A 21,525-nucleotide genomic window follows, 5' to 3' on the forward strand; every position below is an offset into this window, starting at 1 on the left:
CTTATTTCACAATTCAGGGATTGATCACGGCCAGCGGATTACCCGGGCCTGGCGGCGGCAAGACTTTCTGGCGGTCGCGCGACAGCAAGGTAAAGGCGCCCAGCGTGTCCGGTCCGGCAACGATTTCCAGCTGCTCGCGCTGCAGCCAGGTGCGGATTTCCGCCTCGGTAGCCTCGGCGCGGAACAGCACGCGCGTGCGCACGCCCGTCTCGACGCCGCTGCCGCCGTTGCGGAATTCGGCATTACCGACGACAGCACTCTCTTTCGGCAGGAACAGCCAGGCCGATTGCACCACCATCACGCTGGCGGCCACGGCCGTGACGATCTTCAGCCAGCGGCTGGCATTGGCCGGCTTGATTGGCGTCATCTGTGGCGCGCCGGCATCGGCCGAAGCGATCGGCAACTGCTGCAGCCCTTGGCGCAGCAATTGCCGGTAGGCCACGCGGCCATCCTTGCCCAGTTCGCTAGATAACGGCGTGCCCGTCAGCGCATAGTCGCCGCCGGGCAAGGCCACGCGGGCGATGACGCCGGGCGCCGCCGTGGCGGCATTGGCACGGCCCTGCGTTTCCAGCCAGCGCGCCGCCTGCAGGCGCTCCTGGCTGAACACGCCCAGGCAGGCGCCCAGGTCCGTCACGGCCAGGGTCACCGGCATGTCGCACAACACCAGCCCCGCGCGCGGGTCGGCGGGCGCGTCGCGCTGCTCGACCACCAGGCCGCAGGCATCCGCATACGAAGCATCTGGCGTAACGAGCCAGCCGCGCCAGCGCTGGCGCGCGCTATCCCAGGCATCGAGCAGCACGGCGCCAAAGCCGGGACAGCGCGCCAGCAAGTGGATCTGTCCGCCCGCGATGGGCCGCGCGGCCAAGGGCGCTGCATCGCTGCGGCGCGCAAAGCGTTCCATCAAGTGTTCCGGTACGGCAATGCCGCGCCAGTCGGGGGTATCGCCGCTCACCTCCGCGTCCAGCAATTCGGCGGACGCTGGGGGAGATGGCAGGCGCGCGGCAACGATAGCCAGCGAGGGCGTCAATGCAGTCATGCCGGTGGCCTTTCATCAGGGTTCGGGGAGGTGGACACGGGGTCCAAGTGCAGGGATAACGCGGCCACGCACAAGATATCCAAAACTATTTGCGCCGCCTGCATATCGCGCGCGGTCAGGGCATCGCCCACGCGCAGCTTGAGCAGGGTCAAGACCCAGCTGCCCAGCAGAGTAGAACGGTGTGCCGCTTCGATGATCTGGCGCCCGGCGCTGTCCGCATCACCCTTCTGCCGGTGCACCAGGCCCAGCTTGCCGCCGTGATAATGCGCGGAAGCGATCTGCTCGGCCAATTCCCTGACGGGCATGCCGCCGCAGCCGCAATGGCGCAGCAGCAAGATCAAATCGCGGGGCAAGGTGGTAATAAAACTGTCGGCCGCCTCGCGCACTTGCTGCGGCGTGAGCTGGTAGTCGCGCAGCGGTTCCGCATACGCGTCGGGCGCGCGCAGCTCGCAGCCTTCTTGCGCATCGGCGTCCTCGTCATCGCGCTGCTTGCGCAGCTGGTCGATGATGAAGCGCTTGAAGTACAGGAACAAAGCACCGACGTGGTGGGGCGCCGCATCGCTGTCGCTATGCAAGACTTTTTCGATGAAAAACTGGTGGCGCAAATCGGCCAGGGAATCACCGAGCGAGGCCGCTTCGCGCGGGCGGCATGGGGTCAGCGCGGCGATGACGCGCTGGTAAAACTCGCCCAGTTCGCTTTGTGTCAGCCGCTGGCGGCGCGTCCAGAAGTCATGAATGCGTTCAAATTGTTCCGATTGCACAGCCGGTCCGATCGTGTGTTGGGCGCCACGCGCCACTGGCCGGCGGCGACGCGCCGTGCGCCGGCCAGACAAGAGAAACTTGTCAGTAAGGTAAAATGCATTTAAGCAATTTTCTCATATCACAGTGAAAATCGCTAACTTTTGTTACTTTCACGACAATTCCCGAGACGCCCATGCATCGCCTGATTCCCCTGTTTATGAGCCTGTTCTTTTTGCTGGGCAGCAACATCGCGCACGCCGCCGTGCCGGCGGCTCCCGGCAAGCGCATCGCCCTGGTGATCGGCAACGCGGCCTATCCGCAACCACTATTGAATCCCGTGAACGATGCGCGCGCCATGGCCGAGCGCTTGCGCCGCCTGGGCTTTGAAGTGCTATTGCGCACGGACATCAATGCGGCGCAGCTGCAAAAGGCATCGGCAGAGTTTTCCACGCAGGCGCGCGGCGCCGATATCGCCCTCGTGTTTTACGCTGGTCACGGCGCGCAGGCGGGCGAAGCCAATTACGTGCTGCCGCTGGGCGCCAACATGAATGCGCTCAGTGCTGCCGCCATCGCCGCGCAGGGCGTGTCCGTTGCCAGCCTGGCGGGCGACTTGCAGCGCACGGGCGCGCGCGGCGCCGTGCTGATCCTTGATGCTTGCCGTCAGGAATATACGCGCGGCGGCGCCGTGATGGTGCCCGGCGGCAGTGCGGCCAGCCACGGTTTTGCCGACACGCAAGCGCCACGCGGCGTGGTGATCGCCTATTCGGCGGGACCGGGCGCCCTGGCGCGCGATTTCTGGTCGCCTGATTCGCGCAACAGCCCGTATACCAGCGCCCTGCTCGACGCGCTCGATGCGCCTGGCTTGCCGATGAGCGACGTCTTCTCGCAAGTGGCGGCGCGGGTCGCCGCCATGACGCACGATGTGCAAAAGCCGCGCGTCTCGTTCGGCGAAACGTCGGCGCGCCTGGTGCTGAACATGGGCAGCGGCAAGGGCGTCAGCCAGACTCCAGCCAGCGTGCTGGCCGGTGCCCAGGGCGGCATGCGCGCACCGGTCCCGGCGCCTGCGCCAGCGGTGGAAAAGCCGGCCGCACCCGGCGCCAAGGTGTGGCCAGGTAATGTATTGCAAGACATCAACTATGAAATCCGCATGCAGATCGCGGCGCGGCCATTTCCCCGCCAGCAGCTGGAAAAGCGCGCGCGCGGCGGAGACTTGGTGGCGCTGACGGCCCTCGGCTATGGCATCGGCGGCGGCGATGCCGGCATCAAACAGCCGAAGGCGGGCATGCAGTGGCTGGAAAAGGCGGCCGCCAAGGATTTCCCGATTGCCCAGACCTATCTGGCCGAATTGCTGATGGTCAAGGGCGACCCGGCCTCATTAAAACGCGCCGGCGTGCTGCTGGACGCCGCCTCGCAGGCGGGCTATACGGCCGCGCACGCGTATAAATTCGACCTGGCCCGCCGCACGGGCGCGCCGCCGCAGGATGCGGCCCGGCATTTGCAGGATGCCTTCATGGGCTTGATGAAGGATTACCAGGGCGCCGCCAAGGATGTATTACAGCCGCCGAAAAAATAATTTGAAATAATTTTGGATTTCCCTGAACTGCCCCCGTTATCCGTGGGTACATGCAATACAGCATGACAGTGACCAGGGAAATCCCATGCAAGCATCCAGCCCAGCAGCAACCATTACCACCGGCCAACGGGGCCGCATTCTCGCCTACCAACCAAGCGGACAAGGTTCCGTCAGCGTGGCCGGCATTCAACATGCCTTCGACGTGGCCACGCACTGGCGCTCGGACGTGGCGCCCGCCATCAATGCCGTCGTCGATGTGCGCTTCGATGACGCCGGCAGCCTCGCCACCGTCAGCGCCGTGGCAACGCAGCAACTGGCACAGGAAGAGATGGCCGGCGCGGCCAAGCTGGCGCGCGACAAGGGCCAGCAACTGTGGGGCCAGGCCGTCTCGGCGCTCGGCATCCAGGTGCTGGGGGCGCTTGGCGTGCTGATCGCCGGCGCCTTTATCTTCAACACCATCGGCATCCGCCTGTTCGCCGCCGTCTCGCGCACCTATTGGCAGCTGCTGGGCCTGTCCGCCGACAGCCTGGAAAGCTTTGCCCGCGATGGTGGCGGCGGCTTTACCTCCGCACAATTTTTCTTCCTGCTGGCCATTGCCGCCTGCTGCGCCACCATGGCCAGCAGCCACCCGAAAGCGGCGCTGGGCAAGTGCGCGCCGCTGCTGTTCGTCGTCATCCACAGCAGCTTGCTGTTCATCAAGATCAAGGGCGCCGTTAGCGATGCGGGCAACGCCATGGGCGGCATCATGGGTACCCGCGCGGCCCGCATGGCCGAGCAGATGGCCAGCGAAATGCTGGGACAAGTGTGGCAAGGCTTGTCCTTCGGTATCGGTTTTTACCTGGTGCTGGCGTCTTCCATCGTCCTGGCCGCTTACGGCTATGGCGAATACAAGCGCAAAACCATCGGCTAAGTCACCTCACACATTCACTGAAGGAAATATCATGAACCGTACCCTCCCCGCCCTGCTTGCCATCGCCGTAATCCTGTCCGCCTGCGGCAAGACCGACAGCGCCACACCGGCCGCCTCCGCCCCCGTCGCCGCGAATGTCGCCGACATGGCCGCCAAGGCGCAAGTCAAGGCGGCCGCCGCCAGCCTGCCGCAAGCGGACGCTGCCACGCCAAGCGCCAGCTATATCGACATCACCAGCGGCAACCAGCTGATGTACAGCTACATCGCCCTGTCCGGCGTGCCGCCCGACTATGCGGCCGTGGCGCAGCGCATCTCGCGCGAATATGCGGGCAGCAACGACGCCTTCCGCAAGCAGGAAGTGCTCGACGCGCTGAAACCGCAGATCGACGCCAAGGTCAATGAAGCCAAAACGAAGCGCTACCTGCGCTACCAGATCAATGGCCAGGGCGCGCTGTCGCCGTACGTCATGGACAAGGCCGCCTTTCCCGCCAAGTTCGCCGAAGCGGGCACGTATTACTACATGTACGACAACGGCGACTACAAGCTGGCGTTCACGAATGGCGACGGCTACTCGCTGCTGAAAGTGGACCAGGAAGCGGCCCGCAAGATCGAGGCGGCGCGCAGCGGCTACAAGGATTTCGCCATCGTCGTGTATGCCTACGCCCAGGAAGCGGACATGGCCAGCAACCAGGTCAAGGCGCAGATCGTCAAGGTGGCAATCAAGCTGAACGGACAGGAAATTCCTGTCAGCCAGGCGCTGTAGAACGAGCTCGGTTACACTGTTCGCCACATTGCATCGGGATCGAAACATGGGCGAACAGACACTGGCGGAACAACAGCTGGCCAAGGGCCGGCAACTGCAGCAGCAAGGCAAGCTGATCGAAGCGATCAACGCTTACCAGGCCGCGTATCAACAGGACCCGGCCCTGGCCGAAGCGCAACATTTCCAGGGCCTGGCCATGCTGGAGCTGGGCCAGGGAACCATCGGCCTGGGCCTGTTAAAACTGTCGCTCAGGCAGCAGCCAGAGAACGCCCTGTTCCACTACAACCTCGGCAACGTGCTGCGCGGTACGGACAGCGAGGCGGCGCTGGCCAGCTACGCCACGGCGGCGCGACTGGCCCCGCACGAACACGATTTCGCGATTCTTCATGCCGAATTGCTGATGGGAAAACAGCGGCTGATGGAGACCATCGCCGAACTGGAACGGGCCCACGCCCTGCGCCCGCAGCGCTGGCAAACCCTGCAGGGCCTGGCCGAGCTGTATTACCGCACGGGACAGCAGGAACTGGCCTTGGCGCGCTATGCGCAAGCGCTGGCGCTGCACCCGGCGCTGGCGCAAACCTGCCGCATCGGCTTTGCCAGTCCGCAAGCGGAACACGCCGAAACGTTGACGACGCTCAATGTGCCGGAAGACATACACGATTTTATCCGTGAAACCGACCTGCACATCCTCGACGACTTCCTGCCCGATCCGGCCGCCTGGCGCGCCCAGGCGCTCAATTTACCGTTCGAGCAGCAGCGCTATGCGGGACAGAACTATCCGGGCAGCCAGACGGCCGGCCAGCCCAGCCAGGCCATCATGGAACGCATCGCCACGGCGCTGGGCCGCCCCATCCGTTTCATTTCGCCCGACAATGGCTCGTATCGGCTCAGCTATGCGGACGCGATGGCGCGCACGGATATCCACGTGGACAATGAGACGGGGAATAACTTCAATTTCTATGCGGGCGTGCTGTATCTGAACCCGCCCGAGCAGTGCCAGGGCGGCACCACGTTCTGGCGCCACCAGCCCAGCGGCTGGTACCGGAGACTGCCCGAAGCGGACGTGAAAGCGGGCGGCTACGCCAGCTTCAAGGATTTCCAGAAACGCTGGCTGCCGAACAGTAAAGTGCAGAAATTCAACGACTTGCAGGAACAGCGCGACAGTTGGCAAACGCTGCTGGAAGTGCCGATGCGCCACAACCGATTGATCGTGTACAAGGGCCACTACTTCCACTCGATCAGCAATGTGTTTGGCGACACGCCGGAGAATGGCCGATTGGTGCAGCTGTTTTTCTTTGAAGTGCCCGATTGAGCATGCTGCACGGATATTGTCGGATTACGCCCTGCGGGCTAATCCGACCTACCATGTGGCGTAGGTCGGATTAGCGGAACGCGTAATCCGACAACACCAGCACGGCACTCAATACATATCCGCCGCCGTGGCGCGTACCGCTTTCAACAGCATGTCCGCGCCCGGCGACAGCAGATGATCCTGCTGGCGGATGATGCCGAAGGCATCCATCTTGCACGGCAGTTCGATGGGCAAGATGCTCAGCACGTTCAACGACTCGTAGTAATGCGCCACTTCCGTCGGCATCACGTGCAGGGAATCCGTTTGCTGCAGCAGGGACGTGATCAGCAGCAAGGCGGTGGTGTCGACGACGTCGACGGGCGGTTCCAGGCTGGCGCGGCGGAACATCATGTCGAAGCGGTGGCGCAGGATGCTGCCTTGCGGCGGCAAGATCCACGGCTGACCCGCCAAGTCCTTCAATTGCAGATTCTTGCGCGACAGCAGCGGGTGGCCATTGCGCGCCACGGCGCTGGCCGGCTCTTCCGTCAATTCCTCGTAGATGAGACCGGCGCTGCTTTCCTTTTCCAGGATGCGCCCGATCATGAAATCGAGCGTGCCATGCTGCAGCATGTCCATCAGGGTGTTGCTGTGCTCCAAATGCACGCCGATGCGCATCAGCGGCGCCTGCTGCTTGATGCGGGCAATCGCGCGCGGCAGCAAGGCCATGGCCGGCGTCATGATCACGCCCACTTCCACCTGGCCCGTCAGGCCAGATTTAAGCGCGACGATGTCGTCATGCGCCAAGGACAGGCTCGTCAGGGCCATGCGCGCGTGGCGTATCATCGTTTCGCCGTAGATGGTCGGTTCCATGCCACGCGGCAACCTATCGAACAGGCGCACGTCCAGCATCTCTTCCAGGTCCTTGATTTGCTTGGACGCGGCCGGCTGCGTCATGTGCAATTCTTCCGCCGCGCGATGGATGTTGCGCTGCTCGTCAAGGGCGATCAACAGCAGCAATTGCCGCGTCTTCAGGCGGGCTCGCAAGAACCAGTTGGGGTTGAGGGTATCCATGAATAAATCATATCATGATCGATATCAGTTTTAACTCAATATCGATATTCCAGATATCGGTGTGTCTCCTTTTTGAGCGTCGTCAACGAGCGGTCACGATGCCTTGCAGGCGAGCGCCACCGCCATGCCGATGGCTGCGGCACGTGTGTGTTGCTTGAACATCGATTAACTCCCTTTGGTGGTTTTCTGGCCCATGGCCATCAGTCTTTGCACGACGCAAAAGACGAACAGCAGGCCGCCGATGACGATCTTGGTCCACCACGAGCTGAGCGTGCCGTCGAAGGCGATCAGGGTCTGGATGGTACCGAGCACCAGCACGCCCGACAGCGCACCGGCCACGTAGCCATAGCCGCCGCTGAGCAGGGTGCCGCCGATGACGACGGCGGCAATCGCGTCCAGCTCCGTGCCTTGCGCATGCAAGCCATAGCCGGACAGCATGTAGAACGAAAACAGCACGCCGCCCAGGGACGCACAGAATCCGCTGAAGGCGTAAATGAAGACCTTGGTGCGGCCCACTGGCAAGCCCATCATCAGGGCCGACTGCTCATTGCCGCCGATCGCATACACGGCGCGGCCGAACGGCGTGGCGTGCGCCAGCCAGATGGCCAGCAGCAAAGTGACCACGGCAATCACCACGCCGGGCGAAACAAAACCGCCGAGTAAGCCCAATTGCGTCTGCGACATGGCGACGAACAGCGGGTCATCGATGGTGATGGAATTGATGCTGATCAAGTAGCACAGCCCCCGCGCCAGAAACATGCCGGCCAGGGTGACGATGAAGGGCTGCAATTTGAAATAATGGATCAGCGCGCCCATGCCGGCGCCAAACACGGTGCCCAGCGCCAGCACGGTGACGATCACCAGCAGCGGCGGCCAGTGCGCCACGTGCAGCAGCCAGGCGGCGATCATGGTCGACAGGGCCAGCACGGAGCCGACAGACAAGTCGATGCCGCCGGAAACAATGACGAAGGTCATGCCGACGGCGATCACCAGCAAAAAGGCGTTATCGATCAACAGGTTAAAGATCACTTGCGTCGACAGCAGGCCCGGATAGGCGGCGCCACCCAGGCCCAGCATCACCACCAGCAGCAAGACCGTGACGAGCGAAGTGAAATACGGGGTGTGCAGCAAGCCCTTCATGCTTTTCTCCGATGCAGCAATTGCTTGAATTCCGACGATTGCGACAGGCAGACGAGGAAGACGACGACGGACTTGACGACCATGTTCACCTCGGGCGGCACGCCGAGCGAATAAATCGTGTAGGTCAGGGTCTGGATGATGAGCGCGCCGATCATGCTACCCACGAGGCTGAACTTGCCGCCAGCCAGCGACGTGCCGCCCAGGGTGACGGCCAGGATGGCGTCCAGTTCCAGCATCAGGCCCGCATTGTTCGCATCGGCGCTCTTGATGTTCGAGCTGATCATCAGCCCCGACAAGCCCGCGCAAGCGGCGCAAAAGACGTAGACGAAAAAGATCAGGGTAGCCGTCCTGATGCCGGCCAGGCGCGCGGCGACGGGGTTGATGCCAACGGCCTGGATGAACAGGCCCAATGCGGTCTTGCGCATCAGCACGGCCGTGATGATGAACACGGCCGCGACGAGGAACAGCGAGAACGGCAAGCCGAACAAATAGCCACTGCCGATGAAAAAGTACGGTTGATAATAGACGGTGACGATCTGCCCATCCGTCAGCAATTGCGCCAGGCCGCGCCCCGCCACCATCAATATCAATGTCGCGACGATCGGTTGCAAGCCGAGACCGGCCACCAGCACGCCATTCCAGGCGCCGCACAGCAGGGCCGCGCCCAAGGCCGCCGCCAGGGCCCAGCCCATGGGGATGTTGCTCACATAGGTAGCCACGCCATTGTCCATCACCATGGTGCCGCCGATCAGCATGGCGGCCACGGTGCCGGACAGGGCCACGACGGCGCCCACGGAAATATCGATGCCGCGCGTGGCGATGACGAGGGTCATGCCCAGGGCCGCCAGCATCAAGGGCGCGGCGCGGTTGACGATGTCGATCACGCTGCCGTACAAATGGCCGTCGCGCACTTCCAGGTGGAAAAAGCCGGGGATGGCAAAAAGATCGACCAGCAGCAGCAGGAACAGCGCGGCCAGGGGGCGGCTCAAGGGGTGGTGCAAGACGGTATTCCCTGTAAAAGAAGCCGGACGCGCCAAGGGCGCGCTGGAGGGCGTGGATAAACTCATGTGGCGTCTCCGGCAATCACTTGCAGCACGGAACTGTCATCGAGCTCGCCGCGCGCATAGTCGCCGCAAGCCTTGCGGTCGCGCATGACCAGAATACGGTCGCTGCAGCGCAGCACTTCGGGCAGTTCGGACGAGATGAACAGAATCGCCATGCCCTTGCGGCACAGATTGCTCACATAGCTCATGATTTCCTGCTTGGCGCGCACGTCGATGCCGCGCGTCGGTTCGTCTAAAATCAGCATGGCGGGCGAGGTCACCAGCCAGCGCGCCAGCAATGCCTTTTGCTGATTGCCGCCCGACAGGCTGCCGATCGGCGTCTCGATGCTGGCCGTCTTGATGCCCAGCGCCTTCACATATTCGTCGGCCAGCGCCTGCTGGCGCTTGAACGGGATGGCGCGCAGCAAGCCCGTGCGCGCCTGCAAGGCCAGGATGATGTTTTCGCGCACGGACAGCGACAGGATCGCGCCCTCGTGCTTGCGGTCTTCCGAGCAAAAGCCGATGTCGCGGGCAATCGCGTCGCGCGGCACATTGAACTGGCGCGGCTGGCCCTGCATGGTGATATTGCCCGAGTCGGCCTTGTCGGCGCCGAACAGCAAGCGTGCCAGTTCCGTGCGGCCCGAACCGAGCAAGCCGGCCAAGCCCAGCAATTCACCCTGGCGGATGTGGAAATCCATGGGCAGCAAGGCGCCCTTGCGGCCCAGCCCTGTTGCTTCCAGCACGGTGGGACCAAAGCTGACCGCGCCCGCTTCTTGCGCCAGGTCAAGCTCTTGCGCTTGGGTATCCGCCGCCACGCCGATCATTTTATTGACCAGCGCCAGGCGCGACAGTTCGCTGCACGCATACTCTCCTTCGCGCTCGCCATTGCGCATCACCGTGATGCGGTCAGAAATGGCGTAGGTCTGATCGAGAAAGTGGGTCACAAACAGGATCGCCATGCCCTGCTCGCGCAAACGGCGCAGTACGGAAAACAGCAGAGTGACTTCCGCCTCGTCCAGACTGGACGTGGGTTCGTCGAGGATCAGCACGCGGGCCGAAATATTCAGCGCGCGCGAAATGGCCACCATTTGCTGGATGGCCAATGGAAAGCTGGACAATTGCGCCGTGACATCGATATCGATCTGCAATTGCTGCAGCAAGGCACGCGCCTGCTGCTGCATGGAACGCCAATCGATGAAGCCGAAGCGGCGCGGATAGCGGCCGATAAAAATATTTTCCGCCACCGACAGGTTCGGGCACAGATTGACTTCCTGGTACACGGTGCTGATGCCGAGCGCCTGCGCGTCCGAGGTGGAGGCGGGGGCGATGGGCTTGCCATCGAGCAAAATCTGGCCGCTGTCAGGCGTGTAGACGCCCGTCAGCACCTTGATCAGGGTCGACTTTCCCGCGCCGTTTTGCCCCATCAGGGTATGCACTTCACCCGGATACAGGCGCAGGGCAACGTCGCTGAGGGCTTTGACGCCGGGAAAGGCTTTGCTGATGCCGCGCAACTCCAGCAAGGGAGCTGGCGCGGCCATGTGATGCGCTTGCGTCTTCATCATGCGGCAAGCTTAGTACTTACGGTTCGGAAATTCCTTGGCGGCCACCTCGGCAGGGAACACGCCTTCCACCGTCGTGATGCGCGCCGGCACGGGCTTGCCGGCCACCACATCGCGGGCGATGGACATCAGTTGCGGGCCCAGCAGCGGGCTGCACTCGACGGTGACGTTCAGCTTGCCGGCGATCATGGCCTCGAACGCGCCTTTCACGCCATCGATCGAGATGATGATGATGTCCTTGCCCGGTTTCATGCCCGCTTCTTCGATGGCCTGGATGGCGCCGATGGCCATGTCGTCATTGTGCGCGTACAAGACGTTGATCTTCTTGCCTTCCGCTTTCAGGAACGCTTCCATCACTTCCTTGCCCTTGGCGCGCGTAAAGTCGCCCGTTTGCGAACGGATGATCTTCAGCTTGGGATTCTTGCCGATGACTTCCTGGAAGCCTTCCTTGCGGTCGATGGCGGGCGCGGAACCGACCGTGCCCTGCAGTTCGACGATGTTCAAGGTGGCATCCGGGGTTTTCTTGGCATAATCCAGCAGCCATTGGCCCGCGCGGCGGCCCTCTTCCACGAAATCGGACCCGATAAAGGTCACGTACAGCGATTTGTCGGCCACGTTGACGGCGCGGTCCGTCAGGATGACGGGAATCTTGGCGGCCTTGGCTTCGCGCAACACCGTATCCCAGCCCGATTCCACGACGGGCGAGAAGGCGATCACGTCGACTTTTTGCGCGATGAACGAGCGCAGGGCCTTGACCTGGTTTTCCTGCTTTTGCTGCGCATCGGCAAATTTCAGGGTGACGCCATCTTTCTTGGCAGCATCCTTGATGGAGACGGTATTGGCGGTGCGCCATTCGCTCTCGGCGCCCACCTGCGAAAAGCCCATGACGAGGGGCTTGGCGGCGAAAGCGGACGTGGTAGCGAAGGTGGTGGCGGAAAAGGCCAGCAGCATGGCGCTGGCGAGGAGGGTGCGGCGGCTCAAGGTCATTCTTGTCTCCAGTTTTTTATTGGAATACCATCACAGCCGGATGCCGGATGGGCGGTTTTTTATGAACCCATGGTAGGAGAAAGCAACATAGCCATCCAATCAATTCTTTTTCGCTTGCGATACCGATTTGCGTATCCCCTGGCCCACCGCTCCTGGTCTCTTAGCGTTTGGCGGCCGGCAATTCGCGGCTTTGATAGCGGTTCAAGTCACGCGGGTCCACCTGCGGCCAGCCGTCCTGGTCCCACGTCATGGGCAGGATCTTGAGCTTCTGTAAATAATTGTCCGCCGTCTCATACGCATGCAGCACCAGGTAATCCTTGCCATCGAACGTGTACGCGCTGTTGTGGCCCAGGCCTTGCCAGTCCTTGTCGCCTTGCAGCACCACGGTGCCGCCGCCCTGCGCCATGTCGCGGCCATTCTTGTCCAGATACGGTCCCGTCACGCTGTTGGACCTGCCCACGGCCAGGTGGTAGGTGCTTTTTTCTTTCTGGCAACACAGGCCCCAGGAAACAAACAGGAAATAGTCATCGCCACGCTGGAAGATGAACGGCGCCTCGATTTCCTCGGGCGCGGGCTTGAATTCACCCGCCCTTGGCGGCAGCGGCGCCCGGCGCGCCAGGGAATGCCACTCTTGCGGTTCCGCAATATGGGTCCAGTCGGGCGTCAACTTGACCAGCTTGATGCCGTTCCAGAACGAGCCGAAGGCCATCCACGGCGTGCCGGCCGCATCGGTGATGATGTTCGAGTCGATGGCATTCCACTCGTCGCGCTCGGGCACCGATTGCAGCAGCATGCCCTGGTCGACCCAACGGTAATCGGGCGAACGGGGATTCAAGGTGGTGTTGACGGTCACGCCGATGCCGGACGTGTTCTTGCCGAAACCGGAGACCGAGTAGTACAGGTAATACTTGCCGTCGTGAAATTGCACGTCGGGCGCCCAGATGTGGTCGTCAAACGATGGCGCGGCCGTTTTTGCCCACGTGGGCTGGCCCGCGAAGACGCGCCCTTCCGGCTGCCAGTCGACCCTATTTTTCGAGCTGTAAAAGGTAATGCCGGGACCCGTGCTGTACAGATAATACGTGTCGCCTTCCTTCGCCATCACGGGGTCGTGCACGCTGACCTGGGCCGCCTGGGCGGGGCTGAAGGCAAGCATGGCCGCCAAGGCCATCATTATCGAAAATTGCATCGTGTTCTCCACATGGCCAGCCGGCCCGTCATGCGGGCCGGCCGGATACCTCAACATCGGCAGGTTTATTCGACCGCCACCACCACGACGGCCTTGGCGGGCACCGACACGGTCAGCTTGCCGCCTTGCGCCTGGGCATTGAACGCCACCGGCTGCACGGCTTGCGGCTGCGCAAAGCTGTTGACGGCATCCATCTTGCCGGCGGTCAGCACGCGGCCCGTCACCTTGGACGCTGGCTTGCCGGCCAGCGCCACGCTCACGTCGACGGCCTTGTGCGGGTTCGTGTTGACCAGCGACAGATACACCTTGCCATCCTTGCCGCGCGCGGCCGAGGCGCTCACTTCAGGAATGCTGACCTTGCCCAGGCTGTACTTGCCATTGCCGCTAATGGCGACCGGCAGCGAGGTGGCATCCTGGAACGGCACGTACATTTCAAACGCGTGATACGTGGGGGTGAGGAAATAGCTATCCTTGTCCGTGATGATCATCGCCTGCAGCACATTGACCATCTGCGCGATATTCGTCATGCGCACGCGGTCCGCGTGCTGATGGAAAATATTGAAGTTCAGGGCCGCGACCAGTGCGTCGCGCAAGCTGTTTTGCTGGAACAGGAAGCCCGTGTTGGTGCCCGGCTCCACGTCGTACCAGGTGCCCCACTCGTCGACGTACAAGCCCGTCTTTTTTGAGGGATCGTTCTTGTCGATGGCGGCGAGATTGTTCTTGATCAAGCTATCGATGCGCAGGGTGCGGCTCAGGGTGGAAATCCATTCATTTTCGCCAAAGCCCGTGGCGGCGCCCTTCTTTTCCCATACGCCGGTCGGCACCGTGTAGTAGTGGAAACTGATGGCATCCATCATGTTCGGCTTGATTTCGCGGCTCAGGGTGCCGGACCAGCTGATGTCGTCGTCATTGCCGCCACTGGCGATGAATTTCGGGCGCGCGCTTTCCGGCGTCTTCATGAAGGTGTGATAGTGCTTGTACAGGTCGGCGTAGTACTGCGGACGCATATTGCCGCCGCAACCCCAGGCTTCATTGCCGATGCCGAAATAATCGACCTTGTACGGCTGCGCGCGGCCATTCTTGCGGCGCAACTCGGCCAGGGTCGACTTGCTGTCCGACGTCATGTATTCGAGCCATTCGGACATTTCCTGCGGCGTGCCGGAACCGAGGTTGCCGTTGATATAGGTTTGCGCGCCCAGCAATTCCGCCAGGTCGAAGAATTCGTGCGTGCCGACGGCGTTCGACTCTTCCACGCCGCCCCAGTTGGTGTTGACCTTGGTCGGGCGCTTCTCGCGCGCGCCGATGCCGTCCTTCCAGTGATATTCATCGGCAAAACAGCCGCCCGGCCAGCGCACCAGCGGCACATGCAACTGTTTCAGCGCGCCCAGCACGTCATTGCGCCAGCCCTTGGTATTCGGGATGGCAGAGTCCGGCCCCACCCACATGCCTTCGTAGATACCGGTGCCCAGATGCTCGGCGAACTGGCCGTAGACGTTTTTGTTGATCACGGGACCGGGCGTGGCCACGTCAATGGTGACCTTGACGGGCGCGGCAAAGGCGCCGCCGACGACGAGGCTCAAGGCCACGATGCTGGTATGGATGAATTTCATGCTGTCTCCTGTTTTTGAGTGAAAAGCAAGGGCCGGGATCACTCCCGGCAATCTGGAATGGCGATGCCTCTCCTGCCGCGGGGTTGGAGGCATACACGAATGGGGGTAAGGCGGGAAGGCCAGCAGCCGACAAAACGCCCAGGGCTAGGCGCAGGGTCGAAGACAGTACGCTAGTACGGCGAGACCCTGCAACAACGCCCTGGACGTTTTGTCAGACCCAGCCGGCGTCGACGATGAATTCCTGACTGGAGCACATCGCGCCGTCATCGGCGGCGAGGAACAGCACCATGGCGGCGATGTCCTGTGGCATCAGCTTGCTTGGCAAGCACTGGCTTTTCTGGATTTCCACTTCCGCCGCGTCGTCGACCCACAGCTCGATCTGGCGCTGCGTCATGACCCAGCCGGGCGTGACCGTGTTGACGCGGATATTGTGGGCGCCATAATCGCGCGCCAGGCCCCGCGTGAGGCCCACGACGGCCGCCTTGGTGGTGGCATACACGGGATAGCCGCCCGACTTCATGTGCCAGGAAATCGAGCTGACGTTGATGATGGAACCGCCGCCCTGGCGTTTCATGCCCTCGAAGACGGCCTGGCACGTGAAGAACATGGGACGCTGATTGATCGCAATGCGCTCGTTCCAGTACTCCAGGGTGACGTCCTGCGCCTGATGGCGCTGGTCATTGGCCGCATTGTTGACGAGGATATCGAAGTCGCCCAGCTTCTCGGCCAGTTCCGCCATGACGGCTTGCAGGGAGGCAATATCCGTGATGTCGCAATGGCGGAACAGGGGCGCCGTCAAGCCCGCTTCGGCCAGGCGGCGGCACAGGGCCTCGCTCGCTTCCACGGCGATGTCGACAAACGCCACCAGCGCGCCCTGGGCGGCAAACTCCGCCACCAAAGATTCGCCGATGCCGCTGCCGCCACCCGTGATGAACACGCGCTTGCCCTGCAAGCTGCCATATTTCGCCAATTGCTTCATCTTGTCTCCACCTGTGTATTTTTATTTTTGATGCTTAAAGTTTGCCCAGCACACCATCGTGACGGCGCCAGATACTGAGCGGATTATCGTCGCGCAGCGATGCCGGCAGCAAGTCCTGCGGCAGGTTCTGGTAAGACACGGGGCGCAGGAAGCGGTTGATGGCCGCCGTGCCGACCGACGTGCTGCGGCCGTCCGAAGTGGCCGGGAACGGGCCGCCGTGCACCATGGCCGTCGACACTTCCACGCCGGTCGGGAAACCGTTGGCCAGGATGCGGCCCACGCGGCGTTCCAGCACGGGCAGCAAACGGCGCGCATTGTCCAGGTCGCCGGCATCCATCTGCAGCGTGGCCGTCAGCTGGCCTTCCAGGCTTTCCGTGATCGCCAGCAATTGCTCGATGTCGCGGCACGCGACCAGCAAGGAGGCGGGACCGAACACTTCGTCGCGCAAATCGTGCCTGGCCAGGAAGGCCTCGCCCGAAGTGACGAACAGGGCGGCGGCGCCCTTGCCTTCCTCGCCCGTGTTGTGTACCAGCGGCGTCACATCGGCATGCTGCGCCAGCGCCGCCACGCCCTTGGCATAGCTGCTGGCGATGCCGGCCGTCAGCATGGTGGCGGCCGGTGCCGGTGTCAGCGCTGCTGCTGCGGCGGCGGCAAACGCCGTAAAGTCGGCCCCTTCCAGGCCCAGCACGAGGCCGGGATTGGTGCAGAACTGGCCCACGCCCATCGTCAGCGAAGCGGCAAAACCGCTGGCGATCGCCGCGCCACGGGCAGCCAAGGCTTGCGGCAGCACAAACACGGGGTTGATGCTGCTCATTTCCGCATATACGGGGATCGGCTGAGCACGTTCCGCCGCCACCTTCATCAGGGCGATGCCGCCCGAACGCGAACCCGTAAAGCCGACGGCCTGGATGGCCGGATGCGCCACCAGCGTCTGGCCGATGCCGTTGCCCGTGCCCGTCAACAAGGCAAATACGCCGGCCGGCAGCTGGCAAATCTCGATGGCTTTGACGATGGCGCGCGCCACCAGTTCCGACGTGCCAGGATGGGCCGAGTGGGCTTTCAGTACGACGGGGCAGCCGGCAGCCAGCGCCGAGGCCGTATCGCCGCCGGCCACCGAGAAGGCCAGCGGGAAGTTACTGGCTGCAAACACGGCGACGGGGCCCAGGCCGATCATGCGCAAGCGCAAGTCAGGACGCGGCGGTGTGCGCTCGGGCAAAGCCGAATCGATGCGCGCATCGGTCCACGAGCCTTCGCGCAGCAAGCCGGCGAACAGTTTCAACTGACCCACGGTGCGGCCACGCTCGCCTTCCAGGCGCGCGCGCGGCAAGCCGCTTTCCGTCATGGCGCGCACGATCAAGTCGTCGCCCAGTTCGCCGATTTGCGCGGCGATGGTGTCGAGGAAGTCGGCGCGCTGCGCATCGCTGGTGGCGCGGAACGGGTCGAACGCGGCTTGCGCCAGACGGCAGGCTGCGTCGATTTGCGCTACGTCCACCATGTGGAAGGCGGGCGCGATGTGGGCGCGCGCGGCCGGGTCCCACGCTTCGAAGGAGCCGCCATTGCCCCTAACGGCTGCGCCGCCGATCAATGCATCACCGGTGATATTGAAACTCATAATGTACTCACTTTCGCAAATGCGGTTGGGAAGACGTCGAGGCGGTTGCGCAAGGCAGGGCCAAAGGCCGGCGCTTCGATTTCAAAGGTTTCGCCCGGCGCCACGCTCACGCCATCGGCAAAGCTCAGGGTGGCCGTGCCGAAGAAGTGCACGTGCACGTCGCCAGGGCGCTTGAACAGCGGATACTTGAAGTGATGGTGTTCCAGGTTGGCAATCGTGTGCGACATATTGTCTTCGCCGCTGACAAAGGCCTTTTCCCAGCGCACATTGCCGGCAGCGTCGAGCACGCGTGAGGCGCCATCGATGTGTGCGGGCAATTCGCCCACCAGCAGGGCCGGGCCCACGCTGCACATGCGCAGCTTCGAGTGGGCCAGGTACAGATAATTCTGGCGTTCCGTGACGTGGTCCGAGAATTCATTGCCGATGGCGTAGCCGACGCGGTAGGGCTGGCCGTCGTCGCCGATCACGTACAGGCCGGCGATTTCCGGCTCTTCACCGCCATCGAGGGCAAAGTCCGGCATGCGCAGGGGCTGGCCGCTTGGGCGCACGATGGAGCCATCGCCTTTATAGAACCACTCGGGCTGGGCGCCGGCCGTGCCATCGGCCGGCTTGCCGCCTTCCACACCCAGGCGGAACATTTTCATCGAATCGCTCAAGGACTCCGCATCGCCACCGATCTTCTTGTGCATGGCGTCGCGCGCGCCGGCGCTACCCAGATGGGTCAGGCCTGTGCCCGTCACGTAGCAGTGCGCTTCGTCCGCGTGATCGAGCGGCGCCAGCAGGCGGCCGCTGGCAGCCACGTCCGCGTACAAGTGCATGGTATTGCCGACGGTGGCGTTGACCAGCTCGGCCAGGTTGACCTTCTTGCGGATGGCGTCTTGCGCCAACGCATACGTCGTGTTGTAGCCTTCGATAACGCGGATCTGGTCGTCTTGCAGCAGGCCGACCAGGCGGCCGCCGTGTTCATTCGTAAATTGCAGCAACAGCATGGGATTCTCCGCTTAATGTGAGTGGCGCGGCACGGCGGAACCGCGATTGCCGACCAGGAAGTCGAAATCGCAGCCTTCGTCGGCCTGCAACACGTGTTCGATATACAGCTGCTGATAGCCGCTCTTCGGTCCGGGCGCACTGCCCAGCTCGCGTTTCGCCAGGCGCTCGGCGATTTCCGCATCGCTGATGTCGATATTCAGGCTGCCCGCATGGCAATCGAGGGCGATCATGTCGCCATCCTTGACGATGCCCAGCGGGCCGCCCGCCATCGCTTCCGGCGCCACGTGCAACACGACGGTGCCGTACGCGGTGCCGCTCATGCGCGCGTCCGAGATGCGCACCATGTCGGTGATGCCCTGCGCCAGCAGCTTCGGCGGCAAGCCCATGTTGCCCACTTCGGCCATGCCCGGATAGCCTTTCGGGCCGCAATTTTTCATCACCAGCACGGAGTTCGCGTCGACGTCCAGGTCGGGATCGAGGATGCGCGATTTGTAATGTTCAAAGTCTTCGAAGACGACGGCCTTGCCGCGGTGCCGCATCAGATGCGGCGAGGCGGCCGATGGTTTCAAGACAGCGCCGCGCGGCGCCAGGTTGCCGCGCAACACGCAAATGCCGCCATCGGCCAGCAAGGGGTTGTCCAGCGTGCGCACCACTTCATCGTTGTAGATCGGCGCTTCGACGCAGTTGTCCCAGAGCGACTTGCCGTTGACGGTCAGCGCATTCTTGTGCGGCAGCAAATCGCCCTCGCCCAGACGGCGTATCACGGCCGGCAAGCCGCCCGCGTAGTAAAACTCTTCCATCAGGAAACGGCCCGACGGCAGCAAGTCGACGATGGTCGGCGTGCCACGGCCGACCTTGGTCCAGTCTTCCAGCTCCAGCGGCACGCCGATCCGGCCGGCAATCGCTTTCAGGTGGATCACGGCATTGGTGGAACCGCCAATGGCCGCGTTGACCTTGATGGCGTTTTCAAACGCCTCGCGCGTCAGCACTTTCGACAGGCGCAGGTCTTCGTGCACCATTTCAACGATGCGGATGCCCGACATGTGCGCCAGCACGTAGCGGCGCGAATCGACGGCGGGAATGGCCGCGTTGTGCGGCAGGGACGTGCCCAGCGCTTCCGCCATGCTGGCCATGGTCGAGGCCGTGCCCATGGTGTTGCAGGTGCCTGCCGAGCGCGACATGCCTGATTCGGCCGACATGAACTGGTGCAAGGTGATGGAACCGGCCTTCATCTGTTCGTGCAACTGCCACACGGCCGTGCCGGAACCGATGTCTTTGCCGTTCAGTTTGCCGTTCAGCATGGGGCCGCCGCTGACGACGATGGTGGGAATGTCGACGCTGGCCGCGCCCATCAGCAATGCCGGCGTGGTCTTGTCGCAGCCGACCAGCAGCACGACGGCGTCCATCGGATTGCCGCGGATCGATTCTTCCACGTCCATCGACGCCAGGTTGCGCGTCAGCATGGCTGTCGGGCGCAAATTCGATTCGCCGTTCGAGAAGACGGGGAACTCCACTGGGAAACCGCCCGCCTCCAGGATGCCGCGCTTGACGTGTTCGGCCAGCTGGCGGAAATGCGCGTTGCAGGGGGTCAGTTCGGACCAGGTATTGCAAATGCCGATGATGGGCTTGCCATGAAATTCATGGTCAGGTATGCCCTGGTTTTTCATCCAGCTGCGGTACATGAAGCCATTTTTGTCCTGCGAGCCGAACCACTCGGCCGAGCGCAGGGCTACCTTCTTTTTTGTCTCAGACATGCCATTCTCCTGGTTGTGCCATGCCGGATCTAATGTCGTCGGCCCGGGCAGCGATGTTGGAATACTAAAGAATCCTGCCATGCCTTTCCAATCAATTTTTAATGCGTTCCGATATCGAAAACGGTATCAGCATGCCCCAATGAAAACGCCCTGCGGGCGCGTGGCGGCAGGGCGTGGGCTGTTTTGGCAGGGGTGCTTACTCGGCGGAAAACCGGTACACGGTTACCGTCCGGTATTCCTCGCCCAGCCGCAAAATGGCATTCGGGAAATGCGCCTGGTTCGGCGAATCGGGAAAATGCTGGGTTTCCAGGCATAGCGCGCTGCGGTAACTGTGGGCACCCCGCTTGCCGTGCTGGCTGCCGTCGAGGAAGTTACCGGAATAAAACTGGATGCCCGGCTCCTGCGTGTACACCTGCATCACCCTGCCCGATTCCGGCTCGCGCACCATGGCGGCCAGCGTCAACGCCTGGCCTGGCTGTTGATTGAGCACAAAGTTATGGTCGTAACCGCGCCCGATGCGGAGCTGTTCATGCGGCAGGGTGATGCTGTCACCGATGACGGCACTTTGGCGCAAGTCGAACGGCGTGCCGGTCACATCAGCCAGTTCGCCCGTGGGGATAGCCCCCGCATCGACGGGCAGGTAGCGGTCCGCGTTGATCGTCAACTCATGGCCGAGGATACTGCCCTGCCCCGCCAGGTTGAAATAGCTGTGGTTGGTCAGGTTGATCGGTGTGGCCTGGTCCGTCACGGCGTGGTAGCGCAGGCTCAGCGCGTTGTCGTCATCCAGTTCATAGGTCAGCGTCACGTCGAGCTTGCCCGGGTAGCCATCTTCGCCGTCCGGGCTGCAGCGGGTAAACGTCACGCCCACGGCGTCATCCGTCGTGAACGGCGCGGCCTGCCACATCACCTGGTGAAAGCCCTGGTTGCCGCCATGCAAGTGATTGGGCGCATTGTTCACGGCCAACTGGTAATCCTTGCCGTCCAGACTGAAACGTCCTGCCGCGATGCGGTTGCCGAAACGCCCGATGACGGCGCCCAGGAAGGCGCTGTTCTGCAAATACGGTTCGAGGCGGTCGAAACCGAGCACCACGTCGGCGAAGGCGCCGTCGCGGTCCGGCACGTGGATTGCGCTGATGATGGCGCCAAAGTCGAGCACTTTTACCTGCATGCCCTGGCGGTTCGCCAGGGTAAACACCGTCACGTGCTGGCCATCGGGCAGGATGCCGAATGGCGCTTGCGTCACTGAAACAGAATCAACTGGGGTCATGGCGTCGGGTCCG

General features: G+C 62.8%; 18 protein-coding genes. 4 read left to right on the forward strand and 14 right to left on the reverse strand.

Annotated elements, in window-relative coordinates; all coding sequences use genetic code 11:
• Positions 1-13 precede the first annotated feature (13 nt).
• Both KY494_RS16905 and KY494_RS16910 read right to left on the reverse strand, forming a co-directional pair.
• The gene (locus KY494_RS16905) at positions 14-1,036 is read right to left on the reverse strand and encodes a hypothetical protein (protein ID WP_219887598.1); all 1,023 of its coding nucleotides are present in this window, start codon (positions 1,034-1,036) and stop codon (positions 14-16) included.
• On the reverse strand, positions 1,033-1,797 hold the full coding sequence (locus tag KY494_RS16910; RefSeq protein ID WP_219887599.1) for a hypothetical protein: 765 nt from the start codon (positions 1,795-1,797) through the stop codon (positions 1,033-1,035). Before KY494_RS16910 ends, KY494_RS16905 begins: the two co-directional genes overlap by 4 nt.
• Positions 1,798-1,970: 173 nt before the next feature.
• Here KY494_RS16910 and KY494_RS16915 point away from each other — a divergent pair, with 173 nt between their 5' ends.
• From KY494_RS16915 to KY494_RS16935, 4 genes are all read left to right on the forward strand, one after another.
• On the forward strand, positions 1,971-3,350 hold the full coding sequence (locus tag KY494_RS16915) for a caspase family protein (protein WP_219887600.1): 1,380 nt from the start codon (positions 1,971-1,973) through the stop codon (positions 3,348-3,350).
• A gap of 85 nt (positions 3,351-3,435) precedes the next feature.
• Complete coding sequence (locus KY494_RS16920; protein ID WP_219887601.1) at positions 3,436-4,260, forward strand: hypothetical protein; 825 nt, start codon at positions 3,436-3,438, stop codon at positions 4,258-4,260.
• Positions 4,261-4,291: 31 nt separating this feature from the next.
• Entirely contained in the window at positions 4,292-5,023 is a 732-nt protein-coding gene (locus KY494_RS16930) for a hypothetical protein (RefSeq protein WP_258194284.1), read from the forward strand.
• 46 nt (positions 5,024-5,069) lie between these two features.
• Entirely contained in the window at positions 5,070-6,335 is a 1,266-nt protein-coding gene (locus KY494_RS16935; protein ID WP_219887603.1) for a DUF6445 family protein, read from the forward strand.
• 108 nt (positions 6,336-6,443) lie between these two features.
• Here the strand turns inward: KY494_RS16935 and KY494_RS16940 are convergent, their stop codons facing one another.
• The 12 genes from KY494_RS16940 to KY494_RS16995 form a co-directional block, all read right to left on the reverse strand.
• Complete coding sequence (locus KY494_RS16940) at positions 6,444-7,385, reverse strand: LysR family transcriptional regulator (protein ID WP_035823672.1); 942 nt, start codon at positions 7,383-7,385, stop codon at positions 6,444-6,446.
• A gap of 165 nt (positions 7,386-7,550) precedes the next feature.
• Positions 7,551-8,525, reverse strand: coding sequence for a galactofuranose ABC transporter, permease protein YjfF (gene yjfF / locus KY494_RS16945; RefSeq protein ID WP_219887604.1), 975 nt, complete (start codon positions 8,523-8,525; stop codon positions 7,551-7,553).
• The gene (locus KY494_RS16950; protein WP_219887605.1) at positions 8,522-9,592 is read right to left on the reverse strand and encodes an ABC transporter permease; all 1,071 of its coding nucleotides are present in this window, start codon (positions 9,590-9,592) and stop codon (positions 8,522-8,524) included. The genes yjfF and KY494_RS16950 overlap by 4 nt, the downstream gene beginning before the upstream one ends.
• On the reverse strand, positions 9,589-11,130 hold the full coding sequence (locus KY494_RS16955) for a sugar ABC transporter ATP-binding protein (RefSeq protein WP_258194285.1): 1,542 nt from the start codon (positions 11,128-11,130) through the stop codon (positions 9,589-9,591). The genes KY494_RS16950 and KY494_RS16955 overlap by 4 nt, the downstream gene beginning before the upstream one ends.
• 9 nt (positions 11,131-11,139) lie before the next feature.
• Positions 11,140-12,114, reverse strand: coding sequence for an ABC transporter substrate-binding protein (locus KY494_RS16960; RefSeq protein ID WP_219134016.1), 975 nt, complete (start codon positions 12,112-12,114; stop codon positions 11,140-11,142).
• A gap of 160 nt (positions 12,115-12,274) precedes the next feature.
• Positions 12,275-13,300 (reverse strand): arabinan endo-1,5-alpha-L-arabinosidase, encoded by a 1,026-nt coding sequence (locus KY494_RS16965; RefSeq protein WP_219887606.1) that lies wholly within the window; start codon positions 13,298-13,300, stop codon positions 12,275-12,277.
• Between the two features lie 65 nt (positions 13,301-13,365).
• Complete coding sequence (locus KY494_RS16970; RefSeq protein WP_219887607.1) at positions 13,366-14,910, reverse strand: alpha-N-arabinofuranosidase; 1,545 nt, start codon at positions 14,908-14,910, stop codon at positions 13,366-13,368.
• A gap of 211 nt (positions 14,911-15,121) precedes the next feature.
• Entirely contained in the window at positions 15,122-15,889 is a 768-nt protein-coding gene (locus tag KY494_RS16975; protein ID WP_219887608.1) for an SDR family NAD(P)-dependent oxidoreductase, read from the reverse strand.
• A 34-nt stretch (positions 15,890-15,923) separates the two neighbouring features.
• Positions 15,924-17,501: an aldehyde dehydrogenase (NADP(+)) gene (locus KY494_RS16980; protein WP_219887609.1), complete on the reverse strand. Its 1,578-nt coding sequence runs from the start codon at positions 17,499-17,501 to the stop codon at positions 15,924-15,926.
• The gene (gene araD1 / locus KY494_RS16985) at positions 17,498-18,490 is read right to left on the reverse strand and encodes an AraD1 family protein (RefSeq protein ID WP_219887610.1); all 993 of its coding nucleotides are present in this window, start codon (positions 18,488-18,490) and stop codon (positions 17,498-17,500) included. The genes KY494_RS16980 and araD1 overlap by 4 nt, the downstream gene beginning before the upstream one ends.
• A gap of 12 nt (positions 18,491-18,502) precedes the next feature.
• Positions 18,503-20,245 carry an IlvD/Edd family dehydratase gene (locus KY494_RS16990; protein WP_219887611.1) on the reverse strand — a complete coding sequence of 581 codons (1,743 nt, stop codon included), beginning with the start codon at positions 20,243-20,245 and terminating at the stop codon, positions 18,503-18,505.
• A gap of 196 nt (positions 20,246-20,441) precedes the next feature.
• On the reverse strand, positions 20,442-21,512 hold the full coding sequence (locus KY494_RS16995; RefSeq protein ID WP_219887612.1) for an aldose epimerase family protein: 1,071 nt from the start codon (positions 21,510-21,512) through the stop codon (positions 20,442-20,444).
• Between the last annotated feature and the right edge of the window lie 13 nt (positions 21,513-21,525).

Origin of the sequence: Janthinobacterium sp. PAMC25594, from assembly GCF_019443505.1 — a bacterium.
In the GTDB taxonomy this organism is placed as follows: domain Bacteria; phylum Pseudomonadota; class Gammaproteobacteria; order Burkholderiales; family Burkholderiaceae_D; genus Janthinobacterium.